Below are 16,304 nucleotides of genomic sequence, written 5' to 3'. Positions count from 1 at the left end.
CCGGCAGACGCCCATGACCGTCAGCGGTCCTCGGCGTCGAGCTCGAACCACACGGCCTTTCCCACTCCGTGGGCCCGTACACCCCAGCAGTCCGCGAGGGAGTCGACGAGCAGCAGCCCGCGTCCGGAGGTCGCGGTCCCGGCCGCGTCGGCACTCCCGTCCCCGGGTTTCCGGGGGTCCGGCACCGCCGGGAACGCGCGCGGCACCGGGCGCCGGGAGAAGAGGTCCCGCACCTCCACGCGCAGCAGTCCCTTGGCGAGGGCGGCGGGGCCGCCGGTGAGGACCGCGCTCACCACCGCACCGCCGTCCGTGTGCAGCAGGGCATTGGTGACCAGCTCACTCGTCAGCAGTTCGGCGGTCTCGGCCCGCCCGGGCGCTCCCCAGTGCTCCAGGAACCGGCGCAGTCCGGCCCGCGTCTCCGCGACGGCGGCCAGGTCACCGCGCCGGAGCCGTCTTTCCCAGCACGGCTCGTGCCCCCCTTTCCTCACCTCTTCCGAAGCCGTGCCGTCCGCGGACCCTTCCCGACCTTCGCGGTTCCCCGCGCCCTCCCAGCGTGCAGTCCGCCTTTTCATTTCCGTCCGCCCCGACCCCTCCCCGGCGCCCCGGCATCGAACAGGCTCACGGCAAATGCATGCCCCGCGCCCGGCGGAACGACTCCTGTTGACTTCTCAACATCGGTCACGATCCGGGAATGCGGGCGCATCGTGCGCCGGTGGTGAATAGCCGCTCCCCGGCGGCCACTTCGACGGGCGCATCGGTGCACATCGAAGAACACGACGCGTCGAACGGGCACTTCGTCAATCGGGCACTGCGTCGAACGGGCGCTGCGTCGAACGGGCACTGCGAGGACGCGCGAAAGGGCCGGGAACGCTCCCGGCCCCCTCGCGCTCCGCGCCGTCCTGTGCTACGCCTCCCAGATCGTGCACGCGGTGCGGTCGTCGGCGTAGCCCTTGACGCGCAGCTGCCCGTCGGCCAGGAATTCGGCCAGCCCCGGCGGCTGCGGCCGCGCGCCCCACCGCTCGGCCAGCGCGTCGGCCAGCGCGGGCTCGCCGCGCAGCGGCTCCGCCAGGCCCGCGCTGCACAGCAGCAGCGCGTCACCGGGCCGGGCCACCGAGGCCCGGAAGCGGAAGGGCTCGCTCGGCACCTCCTCGGGGTCGATGACGGGGGTGGTGCCGGGCGTGGGGACGCCGAGGTCCACGGTGATCCGGTCCTCGCACAGGGCGGCCGTGCCGGTCCCCGGGACACCGCCGGGGGTGCCGTCCGCGCGCGGCTCGGGGTCGAGGTCCTGCCAGGCCCCCTCGCGCAGCCGGAAGAGGCCGCCGCCCCCGACGCCGAAGAAGACCCGGGTGCGGCAGCGGGTGTCGGCCGGCAGCAGCAGACAGCGCAGGGCCGCGGTGTACTCGGCGGGCCGCAGCCCCAGTTCGGCGGCGCGGGCGCGCAGCCGGCCGTAGGAGCGGTCGGTCAGCCGGTGCAGTCCGGTGCGCAGTTCGCCGCGCCGTCCGGCCCGGATGTCCTCGCCGAGCCGGGCGTGGCTGCGGCCGACCGCGCTGCCCAGCCAGGAGCAGATGTCGCGCGCGGCGCGGTGCGCGCCCTCGGCGGCGCGCGCCCCGCTGGCCACGGCGACCAGCAGCACGGCCTCGTCCCCGGCGCCGAACCGGGCGGTGAGCAGCGCGTCGCGCCGGGGCTCGCCGCGGTAGCGGGCGGAGTCCCCGCGCAGGGACATGGCCCGCAGCGTCATGGCCCCGTACCGCGCCCCGTCGAGGACGGTGTCGGGGACGAGGTCGTCCAGCACGCCGGGGTCGGCCTCGGGCCAGGCGGTCGGCTCGGCCTCGTAGGTGGGCGGCCCCTGGCCGACGTACTCGGGCGCGCGGGAGCGGGCGGCGTCCCGGACGCCGTCCGGGCTCCCGCCGCGCCGGCGGGGCCGCGGGACCTGCGGTACGACGGCCGCCTCCAGCGCGGCGGCCGACTCGGACGTCCCGGGGGGATCGGACGCCTCGGCCGTCCCCGGGGCCTCGGACGCGGCGGACTTCTCCGGCACCGGGCGGCCGTCCGGGATCCCCGGCAGCCTGCGGGGGTCCGGCACGGGCGGACGGTCCGGTACCCGGGGCACGCCCCGGGTACCCGGCAGGCGGGAGGGCTCCGGTGTGCCCGGCCGGCGGGAGGACCCGGGCGCCGCGGACGCCTCCGGGTCCCGCGCGCCGTCCCTCGTCCCCGGGACCCGGGAAGACTGGGAAGACCGGGGAGATCGGGGAGACCGGGGAGGCTCCGGCGCGGCGGACGCCTCCGACGACGGGACGTCCAGCACCCCCGGAATGTGCGGGGACGGCTCCGGACCGCGGGGGGACGGCGGCGGCGCGGGCGCCTGCGGGTCCGGGGCGGCGTACCGTCCCCCCGGCGGCCGGGACGAGCCGGGCCCGGCGGCGGTCTCGGGAAGGAAGGTGGCGGGGACGTCGGAGGCGCTCCGGGGCGGGCGCCGCCGCGGGCCCGCCGGGGGCACTCCCAGTTCCCAGTGGGGCTGGGTGACGGCGGGCGACGGGGACGGAGGGGGCGGCGGCGCGGGCGCGGGAGGAGGCGGGGGCGGCGGCGCTTCGAGCGGGCCGGCCAGGTCGGGGAGCGGGGGCAGCCGGGAGGGGTCGGGGAGCGCGCCGCCCAGGGAGAGCGACCAACTGGCCCGGGCGGGCAGGCCGCTGGGCGGCGGCGCGGGGCGCGCGGGGCGGCCGGGCGGGGCGGCGGACGGGGGCGGCGGATCGCCGCCCACGACGGCCGCTGCCGAAGCGAACCGGTCGTCGAGGCTGTCCCCGCCGGCGGTGGAGTCCTGGCCCTCGACGGGCCGGCCGTACAACTCCGCCCACCAGGCGTCCTCTTGTCCCTGATCCCCCAGCTGACTCATGCCCTTATTGTCCACACTGCGGGGCATACGGGAAGAGTGCACGAGGCCCCTCGCACGGGATGATGGCGGCAGTCGCAACACCGTTGTGGGGAGGGGTGTCATATGCCCGGTGCCATAGGCCCGGCGGTCGTCGGGGACGCCGAACGGGAAAGACGCGCAGGACAGCACGGGCGCGAGTGGCCGCAGGAGGGGCCGCCGGCCACCGGCGCGGCGGTGGAGGTCGTCACCGGGACGCAGGCCGTGGCGCACCGGCTGACCCGGCTGCGGCTGGGGGCGGTCGAAGAAGTGTGCGCGCTGGTGAGGAACCGCCCCTGGGTTGACACCGGCGACGCCAGAGGAGTACGCCACCGGACCGTTGTTGACCGCAGGGTGCGTCCCGCGCCCGTCGACCGGGCGGGGGCGCACCTGGTCCGGATCGCCGAGCGGGTGCCGGCCGAACTGTTCCTCGCCGACCGCCGCGACGGTCTCCTCGTCCTCGCCGCGCCCGACGCCGAACCGGCCGCGCTCGCGGTGGGCCCGGGTGAACTGCTCGACTCCCTCGTGTTGTTGTTCGAGGCGATGTGGCGCGAGGCGCGCCCGCTGTGGCCCTCCGTCGGGCCCGACGCCACGGACCTGGCGGTGCTGTCGCTGCTGCTGTCCGGACTGACCGACGCGAGCGTCGCCAAGCAACTCGGGCTGGGGCTGCGGACGGTGCAGCGCCGGGTGAAGCGGCTGATGGAACTGGCGGGCGTCACCACCCGCCTCCAGCTGGGCTGGACGGCGGCGGAACGGGGGTGGACGGCTACCGCTCCAGGTCCAGCAGGTACCGCTTGCGATCCAGCCCTCCCGCGTACCCGGTGAGCGACCCGTCCGCGCCGATCACCCGGTGGCAGGGGCGCAGCACCAGCAGCGGGTTGGCACCGACGGCGCCGCCGACCGCGCGGACCGCGGCGCGGGACGCCCCGATCCGCCGGGCCAGTTCGCCGTAGGTGGTGGTGGCGCCGTACGGGACAGAGTCGAGGGCGTCCCATACCCGGCGGCGGAACTCCGTACCGTCCGCGGCGTACTCCAGGTCGAACTCCCGCAGTTCGCCGGCGAAGTACGCCGCGAGCTGCCGCCCGGCCTCGGTGAACGCCCCGGGCGCCCGGTGCCCGTCGGGGGCAACCGTCGCGCCGCCCTTCTGTCCGGGGACGGACAGGGAGACGAGCGCGGTCCCGCCCGGGGCGGTGGGCGAGGGACGGCCGACGAGCAGCAGGACGCCGAGGGGACTGTCGATCTCTGCGTAGAGCAGGTCGTTGGCAGGCATGTCAGGAGTCCTTGTCCCAGAGGTTCCAGAGGTGGTGCAGGGCGTACGAGCGCCAGGGCCGCCAGGCGTCCTCGGCTCCCGGCCGGGCGCCGAGGGCGGTGAGCGCGCGCCGCGCCCCGGCGTCGCCCGGGAGGAAGACGTCCGGGTCGCCGAGCGCCCGCATCCGGATGTAGCCGGCGGTCCAGGGGCCGACGCCGCGCAGGGCGAGCAGCCGCCGCCCGGTGTCGTCGCGGTCGGCGCCCGGGTCGAGGCGCACGGTGCCGTCCGCGAGGGCGGCGGCGACCGTGCGCAGGGTGTCCCGGCGCGCCTCGGGCATGCCGTCGAACTCCGCGTCGGCCAGGGCCGCGGGCTCCGGGAAGAGATGGGTGAGCGTGCCGTCCGGGGCCGCGAGCGGGGTGCCGTGCGCGGCGACGAGCCGGGCGCCGAGGCGGGTGGCCGCCGCGACGGAGACCTGCTGGCCGAGCACGGCCCGCAGCGCGAGCTCGTCCGCGTCCGCCGCGCCGGGCGAGCGCAGTCCCGGCCGGGCCGCCACCAGCGGCCCCAGCACCGGGTCGGCGCCCAGCCGTTCGGCGACGGCGTCCGGGTCCGCGTCCAGGTCGAACAGGCGCCGGACGCGCTGGACGGCGGCGGCCAGGTCGCGCAGATCGGTCAGGTGCAGCCGGCAGGCGAGCCAGCCGGCCGCCGCCCGGTGCGGCTCCCGGACCTCGGCGATGCCAGTGCCGTACGGCAGCCGCAGGGTGCGGCGGTAGGTCCGGGCGCCCGGGACGCCCGTCATCTCCTCGGCCCCCGGGACCGCCCGGCGTCCGAGGAAACCGAAGACCTCCCGGGCGGCGTACGGGCCGCGGTGCGCCAGCCGGAGCGGGATGCCGCCCGGCGGTGCCGCGTCCCCTGCCCTGCGGGGTGTGCCCCGCAGGGCGGTGGGGGTCTGCGCGTAGACGGCGCGGATGGTGTCGTTGAACTGCCGCACGCTCGCGAAACCGGCCGCGAACGCGGTCTCCGTGACCGGCAGGTCGGTGGTCTGCAGCAGGACGCGCGCGGTGTGGGCGCGCTGGGCGCGGGCGAGGGCGACGGGACCGGCGCCGAGCTCCTCGGTGAGCTGCCGGTGCACCTGGCGGGTGCTGTAGCCGAGCCGGTCGGCGAGGCCCTGGACGCCCTCGCGGTCCACGACGCCGTCGCCGATCAGCCGCATCGCCCGGCCGACGAGGTCGGCCCTCAGGTTCCACTCCGCCGACCCCGGCACCGCGTCGGGCCGGCACCGCCGGCAGGCCCGGAACCCGGCGCCCTGCGCGGCGGCGGCCGACGGATAGAAGCGGACATTCCGCCGCTTGGGGGTGACGGCCGGGCAACTGGGCCGGCAGTAGATGCCGGTCGTCGCGACGGCGAAGAAGAATGTGCCGTCGAAGCGGGCGTCTCTGCTGCTGACCGCTTGGTAGCGGAGGTCGTCGGTGGAGGCGTTCACGTCTCCAGTGTGGAGGAACTGGGCGTGTGCGACTGGCGGGATTCGGACGTGGGGTTTTGTGCCCCGGACCCGCCCTTTCACCGTTTCTTTGCGCTCCGCGCGGGTGTCCTCAAGCGCCGGACGGGCTATTCAGCCCGTCCGGCGCTTGAGGACTTCGCCCGAAGGGCGAATGGGGGCCCGGGGGTCTCCCCCGGAAGAAACGGTGAAAGGGCGGGCCGGGGGCACCCCCCCCTACCGCAAACGCCCCCGCTTGCGCTCCGCCGCCCACGCCCCCTCCGCCTGCCGCCGCTTCCACTCCCGCCGCATCTCGGAGCGCAGCCGCGCATCCGTCCGCGCCGCGATCCGCGCGTTCTCCCGCTGCAGCTTGCGGTAGCTCTCCAGGCGGCGGTGCCCGAGCTCGCCCGACGCGACCGCCGCCGCGACCGCACACCCCGGCTCCCCGTCGTGACCGCAGTCGTGGAAGCGGCACGAGGCCGCCAGCGACTCGACGTCGGAGAACGTCCGGGCGACGCCGGACGAGGCGTCCCAGAGCCCCACCCCCCGCAGTCCCGGCGTGTCGATGAGCACGCCCCCGCCCGGCAGGGGCAGCGGCAGCAGGTTGCGCGTGGTGGTCGTGTGCCGCCCCTTCCCGTCGCGGTCGCGGATGGCCTGCACGTCCTGTACGTCCTCGCCGACGAGGGCGTTGGCGAGCGTGGACTTGCCGGCCCCGGACTGGCCGAGCAGCACGCCCGTGCCCCCGGCGAGCAGCGCGGCGAGCTCGCCGACGCCCTCGCCCGTGGCCGAGCTGACGGCCAGCACCCGTACCCCGGGCGCCACCGCCCGCGTGTCGGCGAGCAGATGGGCGAGCGTGTCCGCGTCGGGCACGAGGTCGGCCTTGGTGAGGGCGACGACGGGCTCGGCGCCGGACTCCCAGGCCAGCGCGAGGAACCGCTCGACGCGACCGAGGTCCGGGTCGGCGGTGAGCGCGAACGCGATGACCGCCCGGTCCACGTTGGCGGCCAGGATCTGGCCGTCGGACCGCTTGGAGGAGGTGGAGCGCACGAAGGCCGTCCGGCGCGGGAGCAGTGCCCGGACGTGGCCCGACGTCAGGTCGAGGGCCGCCCAGTCGCCGGTGCACATGATGCGCAGCGGGTCGCCGGTGGCGACGGGCGCGGCGTCGGCCCGGACGGTGCGGACGCCGGTGCCGTCGGCGGAGGCGACGACGGCGTCGCAGTGCCCGCGGTCGACGCGGACGATCCGGCCGGGGACGAGGCCCCGGGCGGCGAAGGGCGCGTGGCTGTCAGCGAAGCCCTCGTCCCAGCCGTAGGGGGCGAGAGGGTGAGCGGTGGTGGACACAGTGGTGTTCCTTCGGAAGGAGGGAGGAGGAGGTGGTGCGGTGCGCGGGGATCACTGTGAAGACCGTCATCGCGATCTCACCTCCTGCTTCCGAAGAATTCCGAAGAATTCCGAAGAGTTCCGGATCGTTCCGGATGGGTCGGGAGGACTCTACGCATGCGAAAGGGCGCGGGGCGAAGGGTTTTTCACCCTTCGCCCCGCGCCCTTCACGGGAGTCGCCGGCTACTCCTTGCGGTGCTTGCCGCCCCGCTCCCCCTTCGCGTGCTGCAGCCGCGTCCGGACGTCCTCCGGCGGCAGGAACTGCGCCCAGCGCTCGGGGAACTCCGAGGGCGGCACCCGGTCCTGCCCGGCCACCCCGTCGTCCTCCCCCGCCTCGGCCGGGTCGTCCTCGTACTCGTGGACTATCGCCAGCGCCGCCCGCTCCACCGCCGCCTGGGACGCGGCCGCCGCGCGCTGCCGGTCGACGTCGGCGCGGGCGGCGGCGGTGGCGACGGACGGCCACACCCGGTCCATGGCCGCGTTGACCGCCGCTCCGACGAGGACCGCGAAGGCCGAGACGCCGATCCACAGCAGGACGGCGACGGGCGCGGCGAGCGAGCCGTAGATCGTGGGGCCCTCCACGGTGTGGGTGAGGTAGATGCGCAGCAGGAAGCTGCCGAGCACCCACATCGTCAGGGCCACGACGGCCCCGGGGATGTCCTCCTGCCAGGGCGAGCGCACGGGGACGGACACGTGGTAGAGCGTGGTGAGGAAGGCGATGGAGAGCACGAGGACCACGGGCCAGTACAGGAACCGGACCAGGCCCTCGCTCCAGGGCAGGATGCTCACCATCGTCTCGGGCCCGACGACCAGCAGCGGCAGCACCACCGCCCCGATGAGGAGGGCGACGATGTAGAGCAGGAAGGCGAGCAGCCGGGTGTGGACGATGCCGCGCTTGCCCTCCAGCCCGTACATGATCGTGATGGTCTCGATGAAGACGTTCACGGCGCGGGAGCCGGACCACAGGGCGATGGCGAAGCCGATGGAGACGATCTCCGGCCGGCGGCCGCCCTGGTCCACGTCCTTCAGCAGCGGCTTGGTGATCTCCTCGACACCGCGGTCCGAAAGGACGGCCGCGGAGGCCTTGATGATGTTGTTCTTCAGGCTCAGGATCGTATGGGTGCCCGTCCAGTCGTCCAGGTAGCCGAGGAGGCTGATGAGGGCGAGGAGCAGGGGCGGCAACGAGAGCAGGGTGAAGAAGGCCGCTTCCGCGGCCAGTCCCGTGACGCGGTACTCCATGCAGGAGTTGACCGTGTCCTTGAGGAGCAGCCAGGCCATCCTGCGCTTCGAAACGTTCCGGTACAGGGCGCGGGCTCGGTGGAGCCGGCCCTTCCGTGGCCCCGGTGGTTCTTTTGTCGCTTCCTGCACGCGCTAACGGTATCCGCCTCCGACCGGTGCGTTCACCCGCAGGACAGGCCTCCGGCGGACCGTGGTTGGGTGGGGCCATGAACGTCGCGACGATCTCCGTGACCACCTGGTCCCTGCAGATGACCTCACCGGCCGACCTGGTCCCGCCCTCCGCTCCGGCTCCGGGACCCGAGGTCCGGTTCGTCCGTGCCGAGGTGCCCTCGCCCGAATTCAGCCGGTACCTCTATACGGCGGTCGGCGGCGACTGGACCTGGACGGACCGGCTGCCGTGGTCGTACGAGCGATGGCGCGCGTATCTGGAGCGGCCGGGGGTGGAGACGTGGGTCGCCTACGACCGGGGTACCCCGGCGGGCTACATCGAGCTGGAGGCGCAGCCGGAAGGCTCGGTGGAGATCGTCTACTTCGGGCTGCTGCCCGCCTTCCAGGGCCGGGGCATCGGCGGGCACCTGCTGGCGTTCGGGACCGAGCGGGCCTGGGACCTGGCGGAGCGGTGGCCGGACCGGGAGCCGACGCGGCGGGTGTGGCTGCACACCTGCACCAAGGACGGCCCGCACGCGCTCGCCAACTACGAGCGGCGCGGCTTCGGGGTGTTCGCGACGGAGACGGCGGACGAGCCGGACGTCGCCGCGCCGGGCCCCTGGCCGGGGGCGCACGACGGCCCGTACGACGGCGTGCAGGAAGGCGTGCACGAGGGCGCGGCGGTCTGACACGAAGTTGCGCCCCCACACCACCCCGTCCCGCATTCCGGGACGGGGTGTCTCACATGCTGGCAAATGGTGGACTGCCCGAAGTGCCGCGTGCCACCCTTCCCTCATGTCACGAGCTGGGATTGCCTTGGTGAGCCGGCGTCACATCGACCACGGCCGCGTGTCCAGCGCCATCTGTCCGGCGGGCTGACAGTCACAGCACCACCGTTCCCACCGCCGTCCCCATCGTCGTGGACGGACGTGTTCCTGTTCGCTTCCCCCCGGTCCGAAGTGCGCACTGTTCCGCGCCACTTGGCGCAAAAACGCGGTCAAAACCGCAGTACAGAACGCAGGTGGCAGGCGTGCCCGCGCGCGCCGCCAGCAGCCCCGGCACCGCCGCAGCAGGACAGCAGCAGCACCTCCCGAAGGACGGATCGCCATGCCTGCCACCCCGAAACCCCCCGCCGCCGCGGACGCGGCCGCCCGCCGGAAGGCCGGCCGCCACCGAGGCGAAGGCCAGTGGGCCGTGGGCCACTTCACCCCGCTCAACGGCAACGAGCAGTTCAAGAAGGACGACGACGGTCTCAACGTACGGACACGGATTGAGACGATCTACTCGAAGACGGGTTTCGACTCGATCGACCCCGCCGACCTGCGCGGAAGGATGCGCTGGTGGGGGCTGTACACCCAGCGCAGGCCGGGAATCGACGGCGGGAAGACGGCGGTTCTCGAAGACGCCGAACTCGACGACAAGTTCTTCATGCTGCGGGTGCGCATCGACGGCGGGCGGCTGACCACCGGGCAGTTGCGCGTGATCGGCGAGATCTCCCAGGAGTTCGCCCGCGGCACCGCGGACCTCACCGACCGGCAGAACATCCAGTACCACTGGATCCGCATCGAGGACGTCCCCGAGATCTGGCGGCGGCTGGAGGCGGTCGGCCTGTCCACCACCGAGGCGTGCGGCGACACGCCCCGGGTGATCCTGGGCTCCCCCGTCGCCGGCATCGCCGAGGACGAGATCCTCGACGGCACCCCGGCGATCGACGAGATCCACCGCCGCTTCGTGGGCAACCCGGACTTCTCCAACCTGCCCCGGAAGTTCAAGTCGGCGGTCTCCGGCTCCCCGTTGCTCGACGTGGCCCACGAGATCAACGATGTCGCCTTCGTCGGCGTCCGCCACCCCGAGTACGGACCGGGCTTCGACGTCTGGGTGGGCGGCGGGCTGTCCACCAACCCCAAGATCGGTGTCCGGCTGGGCGCCTGGGTGCCGCTGCCCGAGGTGCCGGACGTCTTCGGCGCGGTCATCGGGATCTTCCGCGACTACGGCTACCGGCGGCTGCGCACCCGCGCCCGGCTGAAGTTCCTCGTCGCCGACTGGGGAGCGGAACGATTCCGCGAGGTGCTGGAGAAGGAGTACCTGGGCCGCCCGCTCCTCGACGGGCCCGGCCCCGAGGTCCCCGTCGAGCGCTGGCGCGACCACGTGGGCGTGCACCGCCAGAAGGACGGCCGCTACTACGTCGGCTTCGCCCCGCGCGTCGGCCGGGTGGACGGCAGCACCCTCACGAAGATCGCCGAATTGGCCGAGGAGCACGGCTCCGGCCGGCTGCGCACCACCGCCGAGCAGAAGATGATCGTGCTCGACGTCGAGGAGGACCGGGTCGAGTCCCTGACCGCCGGGCTGGAGGCGCTGGACCTGCGCGTCTCCCCGTCCCCCTTCCGGCGCGGCACGATGGCCTGCACCGGCATCGAGTTCTGCAAGATCGCCATCGTGGAGACCAAGGCGCGCGGCGCGTCCCTGATCGACGAACTGGAGCGCCGTCTCCCGGAGTTCGACGAACCGCTGACCATCAACCTCAACGGCTGCCCCAACGCCTGCGCCCGCATCCAGGTCGCCGACATCGGCCTCAAGGGCCAGCTCGTCCTGGACGACGACGGCAACCAGGTCGAGGGCTACCAGGTGCACCTGGGCGGCGCGCTGGGCCTGGCGGCCGGCTTCGGCCGCAAGGTCCGCGGCCTCAAGGTCACGTCGGACGGACTGCCCGACTACGTCGAGCGGGTCCTGCGCCGCTACCTCGAACAGCGCACGGACGGCGAGCGGTTCGCGGCCTGGACCGCCCGGGCGTCCGAGGAGGACCTGTCATGAGCTGGGGGAACCGCCCAGCGGTAGCTGGGGGAGCCCGCGCCGTCCCCTTCCACTGCCCCTACTGCGCCGACGAGGACCTGCGCCCCCACGAGTCGGGCCACGGGGCCTGGGAGTGCGCCGCCTGCAACCGCGCGTTCCAGCTGAAGTTCCTCGGGCTGCTCGCCCGCCGCACCGCCCCGGGAGGCCCGCATGAGCAGCCTTGAGCAACTCGCCCTGCGCGCGGGCCGGGAGCTGGAGGACGCCCCCGCCCTGGAGGTCCTGCGCTGGGCCGCCGACACCTTCGGCGAGCGCTTCTGCGTCACCTCCTCCATGGAGGACGCCGTCGTCGCCCACCTCGCCTCCCGCGTCCGGCCCGGGGTGGACGTCGTCTTCCTGGACACCGGCTACCACTTCCCCGAGACCCTCGGCACCCGGGACGCCGTCGAGGCGGTGATGGACGTCCGCGTCCTGACCCTCACGCCCGTACGGACCGTGGCCGAACAGGACTCCGAGCACGGCCCGAGGCTGCACGACCGCGACCCCGACCTGTGCTGCGCCCTGCGCAAGGTGCGGCCGCTGGAGGACGGGCTGGCCGGCTACGACGCCTGGGCTACCGGGCTGCGCCGCGACGAGTCCCCGACCCGGGCGGACACGCCCGTCGTCGGCTGGGACGCCCGCCGCGGCAAGGTCAAGATCGCGCCGATCGCCCGCTGGACCCAGGACGACGTGGACGCCTACGTCGCCGAACACGGCGTTCTCGTCAACCCGTTGCTGATGGACGGCTACGCGTCCGTCGGCTGCGCGCCGTGCACCCGGCGGGTGCGCGCGGGCGAGGACGCCCGGGCCGGCCGCTGGGCCGGCCTGGCCAAGACCGAGTGCGGACTGCACGGATGACCGGAACGGACCCCTGGGGGAAGCGGATGACGGGCGCCACGGTGTGGCTCACCGGCCTGCCGAGCGCGGGCAAGACGACGATCGCCCGCGCGCTGGCCGGCCGGCTGCGCGACGAGGGCCGCCGGGCGGAGGTGCTGGACGGCGACGAGATCCGCGCCTTCCTCTCCGCCGGGCTGGGCTTCTCCCGCGCCGACCGGGACACCAACGTCCAACGCATCGGCTTCGTCGCCCGGTTGCTCGCCGCGCACGGCGTCACCGTCCTCGTCCCCGTCATCGCGCCGTACGCGGACTCCCGCGAGGCGGTGCGCAAACGGCACCTGGAGCACGGCACTCCGTACGTCGAGGTGCATGTGGCGACCCCGCTGGAGGTGTGCGCCGAACGCGATGTGAAGGGCCTCTACGCCCGGCAGGCGAAGGGCGAGATATCCGGACTGACCGGCGTGGACGACCCGTACGAGGCCCCGGACGCCCCGGATCTGCGGCTCGCCGCACACGGCCGGACGGTGACGGAGTCGGCGGACGCGGTGTACGCACTGCTGGCGGGGAGGGGACTGCTGTGAGCTCCGACAGCCCCTACGCCCTCTCCCACCTGGACGCCCTGGAGTCGGAGGCGGTGCACGTCTTCCGGGAGGTGGCGGGCGAGTTCGAGCGCCCGGTACTGCTGTTCTCCGGCGGCAAGGACTCCGTGGTGATGCTGCACACGGCGCTCAAGGCCTTCGCCCCCGCCCCGCTGCCGTTCGCCCTCCTGCACGTCGACACCGGGCACAACTTCCCCGAGGTGCTGGCCTACCGCGACCGCACGGCCGCCCGCCACGGGCTGCGGCTGCACGTCGCGTCCGTCCAGGAGTTCATCGACGACGGGCGGCTGCGCGAGCGCCCCGACGGCACCCGCAACCCCCTGCAGACCGCCCCGCTGCTCGACGCCATCACCCACCACCGCTTCGACGCGGTCTTCGGCGGCGGCCGCCGCGACGAGGAGAAGGCCCGCGCCAAGGAGCGCGTCTTCTCGCTGCGGGACGAGTTCGGCGGCTGGGACCCGCGCCGCCAGCGCCCCGAGCTGTGGCAGCTCTACAACGGCCGGCACTCCCCCGGCGAGCACGTCCGCGTCTTCCCGCTGTCCAACTGGACCGAGCTGGACGTGTGGCAGTACATCGCCCGCGAGCGGATCCAACTCCCGGAGATCTACTACGCGCACGAGCGCGAGGTCTTCCGCCGCGACGGCATGTGGCTGACCGCCGGCGCCTGGGGCGGCCCCAAGGACGGCGAGCCGGTGGAGAAGCGCCGGGTGCGCTACCGCACCGTCGGCGACATGTCCTGCACGGGAGCGGTCGCCTCCGGCGCCACGACGGTCGAGGCCGTGATCGCCGAGATCGCCACGTCGCGCCTCACCGAACGGGGCGCCACCCGGGCCGACGACAGACTCTCCGAGACGGCGATGGAGGACCGCAAGCGCGAGGGGTACTTCTGAGCCCGCCCGCAGGGCCGTACCCCGGCCGCGCGGACCGGCACCGGTCACCTGGCGAGATCGCAGGGGCGCGGCCCCGGGGGAATACAAGGGAACGCAGGGGGACGCGCGGGGACGCGCAGGAACGCAGAGGATCGCACATGACGACAGCCGGGCAGACCGGGGCGACAGCCCTGCTCCGCTTCGCCACCGCCGGATCGGTCGACGACGGCAAGTCCACCCTCGTCGGGCGGCTGCTGCACGACTCCCGGTCCGTCCTGGCCGACCAGTTGGAGGCCGTCGAACATGCCTCCCGCAGCCGCGGCCACGACGCCCCCGACCTGGCCCTGCTCACCGACGGACTGCGCGCCGAGCGCGAGCAGGGCATCACCATCGACGTCGCGTACCGCTACTTCGCCACCGCCCGCCGCCGGTTCGTCCTCGCCGACACCCCTGGCCATGTGCAGTACACCCGCAACATGGTCACCGGGGCGTCCACGGCGGAGCTCGCCGTGGTGCTGGTCGACGCCCGCAACGGCGTCGTCGAACAGACCCGCCGGCACGCCGCGGTGGCCGCTCTGCTGCGCGTCCCGCACGTGGTGCTGGCCGTCAACAAGATGGACCTCGTGGACTGGGCGGAGCCCGTCTTCGCCCGCATCGCCGAGGAGTTCGGCGCGTACGCCGCCTCGCTGGGCGTCCCCGAGGTGACGGCGATCCCCGTCTCCGCGCTCGCCGGCGACAACGTGGTGACGCCGTCCGCGCACATGGACTGGTACGGCGGACCGACCGTGCTGGAGCACCTGGAGACCGTTCCCGTGGTCGCCGACCCCACCCGCGATCCGGCCCGCTTCCCCGTGCAGTACGTCATCCGCCCGCAGACCCCCGAGCACCCCGACTACCGCGGTTACGCGGGGCAGATCGCCTCCGGCGTGCTGCGCGTCGGCGACCCGGTGACCGTGCTCCCCTCCGGCCGCACCAGCACGATCGCCGCCCTCGACGCACTCGGCACCCCGGCCGACGTCGCCTGGGCCCCGCAGTCGGTGACCGTCCGCCTCGCCGACGACCTCGACGTCTCCCGCGGCGACCTGATCGCGCCCACCACCGGCGCGCCCGCCCCGGTGCGCGACGTGGAGGCGACGGTGTGCCATGTGGCCGACCGGCCGCTGCGGACCGGCGACCGGGTGCTGCTCAAGCACACCACCCGCACGGTCAAGGCGATCGTCAAGGACCTCCCGTCCCGGCTGAACCTCACCGACCTCTCCCAGCACCCCGCCCCGGGCGAGCTGACCGCCAACGACATCGGCCGGGTGGTGCTGCGCACGGCCGAACCGCTGGCGCTCGACCCGTACGCCGTCTCCCGGCGCACCGGTTCCTTCCTGCTGATCGACCCGGCCGACGGGACGACGCTGACGGCGGGCATGGCGGGCACGGCGTTCGCAACACCCCTGGGGGAGCGGTGACATGGGGAGCCGTGACTTGGGGAGCGGTGACATGACGCCACGGGACCTCTTCTCCGGTTTCGACAAGAAGGGCGGCCGCGTGGGCAGCGGCCTCCTCGGCAGCGGACAGGGCGGAGTCGGCCGATGTGCACGCTGACGCCCGTAACCGTCTCCCCCACCCCGGACCGTCGAGAGGAAGCCCCCTCATGTCCGCCCCCCACCCGGCCCGCCGCGTGCTCGCGGCCCTGGCCGCACTGCCGCTGCTGACCGCCGCGCTCACCGCCTGCGGCTACGGCTCCCAGGCCGATCGGACGGGAGCCAAGTCCACGGCCACGGACGGGAAGAAGCTCTCCGCGGACACGGTCCGCATCGGCTACTTCCCCAACATCACGCACGCCACCCCCCTGGTCGGCGAGCAGGAGGGGATCCTCCAGAAGGAACTCGGCGGCACGAAGCTGAAGTCGGCCACCTTCAACGCGGGGCCGTCCGAGATCGAGGCCCTCAACGCCGGTTCGATCGACATCGGTTGGATCGGCCCGTCGCCCGCGATCAATGGCTGGGCCAAGTCGAAGGGCAGGAGCCTGCGCATCGTCTCCGGCTCCGCCTCCGGGGGCGTCAAACTCGTCGTCGACCCCAAGAAGATCACCTCGCTCGACGAGGTGAAGGGCAAGCGGATCGCGACGCCGCAGAAGGGCAACACCCAGGACGTCGCCTTCCTCAACTGGATCGCGGACAAGGGCTGGAAGGTCGATCCGCAGAGCGGCAAGGGGGACGTCTCGGTCGTCCGCACGGACAACAAGGTCACCCCCGACGCCTTCAAGTCCGGTTCCGTGGACGGCGCCTGGGTGCCCGAGCCCACCGCGTCCAAGCTGGTCTCGGAAGGCGGCAAGGTGCTGCTGGACGAGTCCTCGCTGTGGCCGGGCGGCAAGTTCGTGATCACCAATGTGATCGTGTCGCAGAAGTTCCTGGCCGCGCACCCGGACGTGGTCGAGGCCGTGCTGCGCGGCTCGGTGCGCACCAACGCCTGGATCGCCGCGCACCCGGAACAGGCCGAGGCGTCGGCCAACGAGGCCCTGAAGAGGCTCTCCGGCAAGGCACTTCCGGCCGACATCCTCGACCCGGCCTGGAAGTCGATCCGGACGCTCGACGACCCGCTCGCGGCGACACTGCGGGCCGAGGCCGACCACGCCGTGGCCGCCGGGCTGCTCGACCGGCCCGACCTGTCCGGCATCTACGACCTGACTCCGCTCAACAAGGTGCTCAGGGCGGAGGGCCGGCCCGCGGTGAGCGCGGCCGGTCTCGGCAAGCAGTAGTGGCAGTGTCCGCCCACATATCTGGAGGAC

At 74.0% G+C, this 16,304-nt stretch carries 15 protein-coding genes; 9 read left to right on the top strand and 6 right to left on the bottom strand.

Annotated features, from left to right (window positions below; all coding sequences use genetic code 11):
- Positions 1-20: 20 nt before the first annotated feature.
- Together AB8735_RS29000 and AB8735_RS28995 are read right to left on the bottom strand one after the other, a co-directional pair.
- Positions 21-572, bottom strand: coding sequence for an ATP-binding protein (locus AB8735_RS29000; RefSeq protein WP_372410396.1), 552 nt, complete (start codon positions 570-572; stop codon positions 21-23).
- Between the two features lie 332 nt (positions 573-904).
- On the bottom strand, positions 905-2,890 hold the full coding sequence (locus AB8735_RS28995; RefSeq protein WP_372410394.1) for a protein phosphatase 2C domain-containing protein: 1,986 nt from the start codon (positions 2,888-2,890) through the stop codon (positions 905-907).
- A 102-nt stretch (positions 2,891-2,992) separates the two neighbouring features.
- Here AB8735_RS28995 and AB8735_RS28990 point away from each other — a divergent pair, with 102 nt between their 5' ends.
- Entirely contained in the window at positions 2,993-3,730 is a 738-nt protein-coding gene (locus tag AB8735_RS28990; protein WP_372410392.1) for a winged helix-turn-helix transcriptional regulator, read from the top strand.
- On the opposite strand, the gene AB8735_RS28985 is transcribed toward AB8735_RS28990, so the two are convergent.
- The 4 genes from AB8735_RS28985 to AB8735_RS28970 form a co-directional block, all read right to left on the bottom strand.
- The gene (locus AB8735_RS28985) at positions 3,672-4,175 is read right to left on the bottom strand and encodes a methylated-DNA--[protein]-cysteine S-methyltransferase (protein WP_372410389.1); all 504 of its coding nucleotides are present in this window, start codon (positions 4,173-4,175) and stop codon (positions 3,672-3,674) included. The genes AB8735_RS28990 and AB8735_RS28985 overlap by 59 nt on opposite strands.
- 1 nt (position 4,176) lies before the next feature.
- Complete coding sequence (locus AB8735_RS28980) at positions 4,177-5,634, bottom strand: AlkA N-terminal domain-containing protein (protein ID WP_372410387.1); 1,458 nt, start codon at positions 5,632-5,634, stop codon at positions 4,177-4,179.
- Positions 5,635-5,865: 231 nt separating this feature from the next.
- Positions 5,866-6,969, bottom strand: coding sequence for a ribosome small subunit-dependent GTPase A (rsgA, locus tag AB8735_RS28975; RefSeq protein ID WP_372410386.1), 1,104 nt, complete (start codon positions 6,967-6,969; stop codon positions 5,866-5,868).
- A 222-nt stretch (positions 6,970-7,191) separates the two neighbouring features.
- Positions 7,192-8,286, bottom strand: a complete 1,095-nt coding sequence (locus AB8735_RS28970; RefSeq protein ID WP_372410385.1) for a YihY/virulence factor BrkB family protein — start codon at positions 8,284-8,286, stop codon at positions 7,192-7,194.
- Between the two features lie 167 nt (positions 8,287-8,453).
- On the opposite strand from AB8735_RS28970, the gene AB8735_RS28965 reads away from it, so the two are divergent.
- The 8 genes from AB8735_RS28965 (at position 8,454) to AB8735_RS28930 (ending at position 16,274) form a co-directional block, all read left to right on the top strand.
- Positions 8,454-9,083: a GNAT family N-acetyltransferase gene (locus AB8735_RS28965; protein ID WP_344019653.1), complete on the top strand. Its 630-nt coding sequence runs from the start codon at positions 8,454-8,456 to the stop codon at positions 9,081-9,083.
- A 418-nt stretch (positions 9,084-9,501) separates the two neighbouring features.
- A complete protein-coding gene (locus tag AB8735_RS28960) occupies positions 9,502-11,205 on the top strand; it encodes a nitrite/sulfite reductase (protein ID WP_372410383.1) in 1,704 nt (567 codons plus the stop codon).
- Entirely contained in the window at positions 11,202-11,408 is a 207-nt protein-coding gene (locus AB8735_RS28955) for a hypothetical protein (protein ID WP_372410382.1), read from the top strand. Before AB8735_RS28960 ends, AB8735_RS28955 begins: the two co-directional genes overlap by 4 nt.
- Positions 11,395-12,078 carry a phosphoadenylyl-sulfate reductase gene (locus AB8735_RS28950; RefSeq protein WP_344019647.1) on the top strand — a complete coding sequence of 228 codons (684 nt, stop codon included), beginning with the start codon at positions 11,395-11,397 and terminating at the stop codon, positions 12,076-12,078. Before AB8735_RS28955 ends, AB8735_RS28950 begins: the two co-directional genes overlap by 14 nt.
- Positions 12,079-12,104: 26 nt before the next feature.
- Complete coding sequence (cysC, locus tag AB8735_RS28945) at positions 12,105-12,638, top strand: adenylyl-sulfate kinase (RefSeq protein WP_372411929.1); 534 nt, start codon at positions 12,105-12,107, stop codon at positions 12,636-12,638.
- A complete protein-coding gene (gene cysD / locus AB8735_RS28940; protein WP_344019645.1) occupies positions 12,635-13,546 on the top strand; it encodes a sulfate adenylyltransferase subunit CysD in 912 nt (303 codons plus the stop codon). Before cysC ends, cysD begins: the two co-directional genes overlap by 4 nt.
- A 137-nt stretch (positions 13,547-13,683) precedes the next feature.
- Entirely contained in the window at positions 13,684-14,982 is a 1,299-nt protein-coding gene (locus tag AB8735_RS28935; protein WP_372410379.1) for a sulfate adenylyltransferase subunit 1, read from the top strand.
- A 185-nt stretch (positions 14,983-15,167) separates the two neighbouring features.
- The gene (locus AB8735_RS28930; RefSeq protein ID WP_372410377.1) at positions 15,168-16,274 is read left to right on the top strand and encodes an aliphatic sulfonate ABC transporter substrate-binding protein; all 1,107 of its coding nucleotides are present in this window, start codon (positions 15,168-15,170) and stop codon (positions 16,272-16,274) included.
- The last annotated feature ends 30 nt before the right edge of the window (positions 16,275-16,304 follow it).

The sequence above is a fragment of the Streptomyces luteireticuli genome (genome assembly GCF_041519305.1).
GTDB lineage: Bacteria > Actinomycetota > Actinomycetes > Streptomycetales > Streptomycetaceae > Streptomyces > Streptomyces luteireticuli.
This window is presented reverse-complemented; position numbering and strand designations above follow the sequence as displayed.

What these genes read in the sequence shown, in the direction of transcription:
- AB8735_RS29000 (WP_372410396.1), bottom strand. Translation starts at nt 572, where the DNA reads ATGAAAAGGCGGACTGCACGCTGGGAGGGCGCGGGGAACCGCGAAGGT.
- AB8735_RS28995 (WP_372410394.1), bottom strand. Translation starts at nt 2,890, where the DNA reads ATGAGTCAGCTGGGGGATCAGGGACAAGAGGACGCCTGGTGGGCGGAG.
- AB8735_RS28990 (WP_372410392.1), top strand. Translation starts at nt 2,993, where the DNA reads ATGCCCGGTGCCATAGGCCCGGCGGTCGTCGGGGACGCCGAACGGGAA.
- AB8735_RS28985 (WP_372410389.1), bottom strand. Translation starts at nt 4,175, where the DNA reads ATGCCTGCCAACGACCTGCTCTACGCAGAGATCGACAGTCCCCTCGGC.
- AB8735_RS28970 (WP_372410385.1), bottom strand. Translation starts at nt 8,286, where the DNA reads ATGGCCTGGCTGCTCCTCAAGGACACGGTCAACTCCTGCATGGAGTAC.
- AB8735_RS28965 (WP_344019653.1), top strand. Translation starts at nt 8,454, where the DNA reads ATGAACGTCGCGACGATCTCCGTGACCACCTGGTCCCTGCAGATGACC.
- AB8735_RS28960 (WP_372410383.1), top strand. Translation starts at nt 9,502, where the DNA reads ATGCCTGCCACCCCGAAACCCCCCGCCGCCGCGGACGCGGCCGCCCGC.
- AB8735_RS28955 (WP_372410382.1), top strand. Translation starts at nt 11,202, where the DNA reads ATGAGCTGGGGGAACCGCCCAGCGGTAGCTGGGGGAGCCCGCGCCGTC.
- AB8735_RS28950 (WP_344019647.1), top strand. Translation starts at nt 11,395, where the DNA reads ATGAGCAGCCTTGAGCAACTCGCCCTGCGCGCGGGCCGGGAGCTGGAG.
- cysC (WP_372411929.1), top strand. Translation starts at nt 12,105, where the DNA reads ATGACGGGCGCCACGGTGTGGCTCACCGGCCTGCCGAGCGCGGGCAAG.
- AB8735_RS28935 (WP_372410379.1), top strand. Translation starts at nt 13,684, where the DNA reads ATGACGACAGCCGGGCAGACCGGGGCGACAGCCCTGCTCCGCTTCGCC.
- AB8735_RS28930 (WP_372410377.1), top strand. Translation starts at nt 15,168, where the DNA reads ATGTCCGCCCCCCACCCGGCCCGCCGCGTGCTCGCGGCCCTGGCCGCA.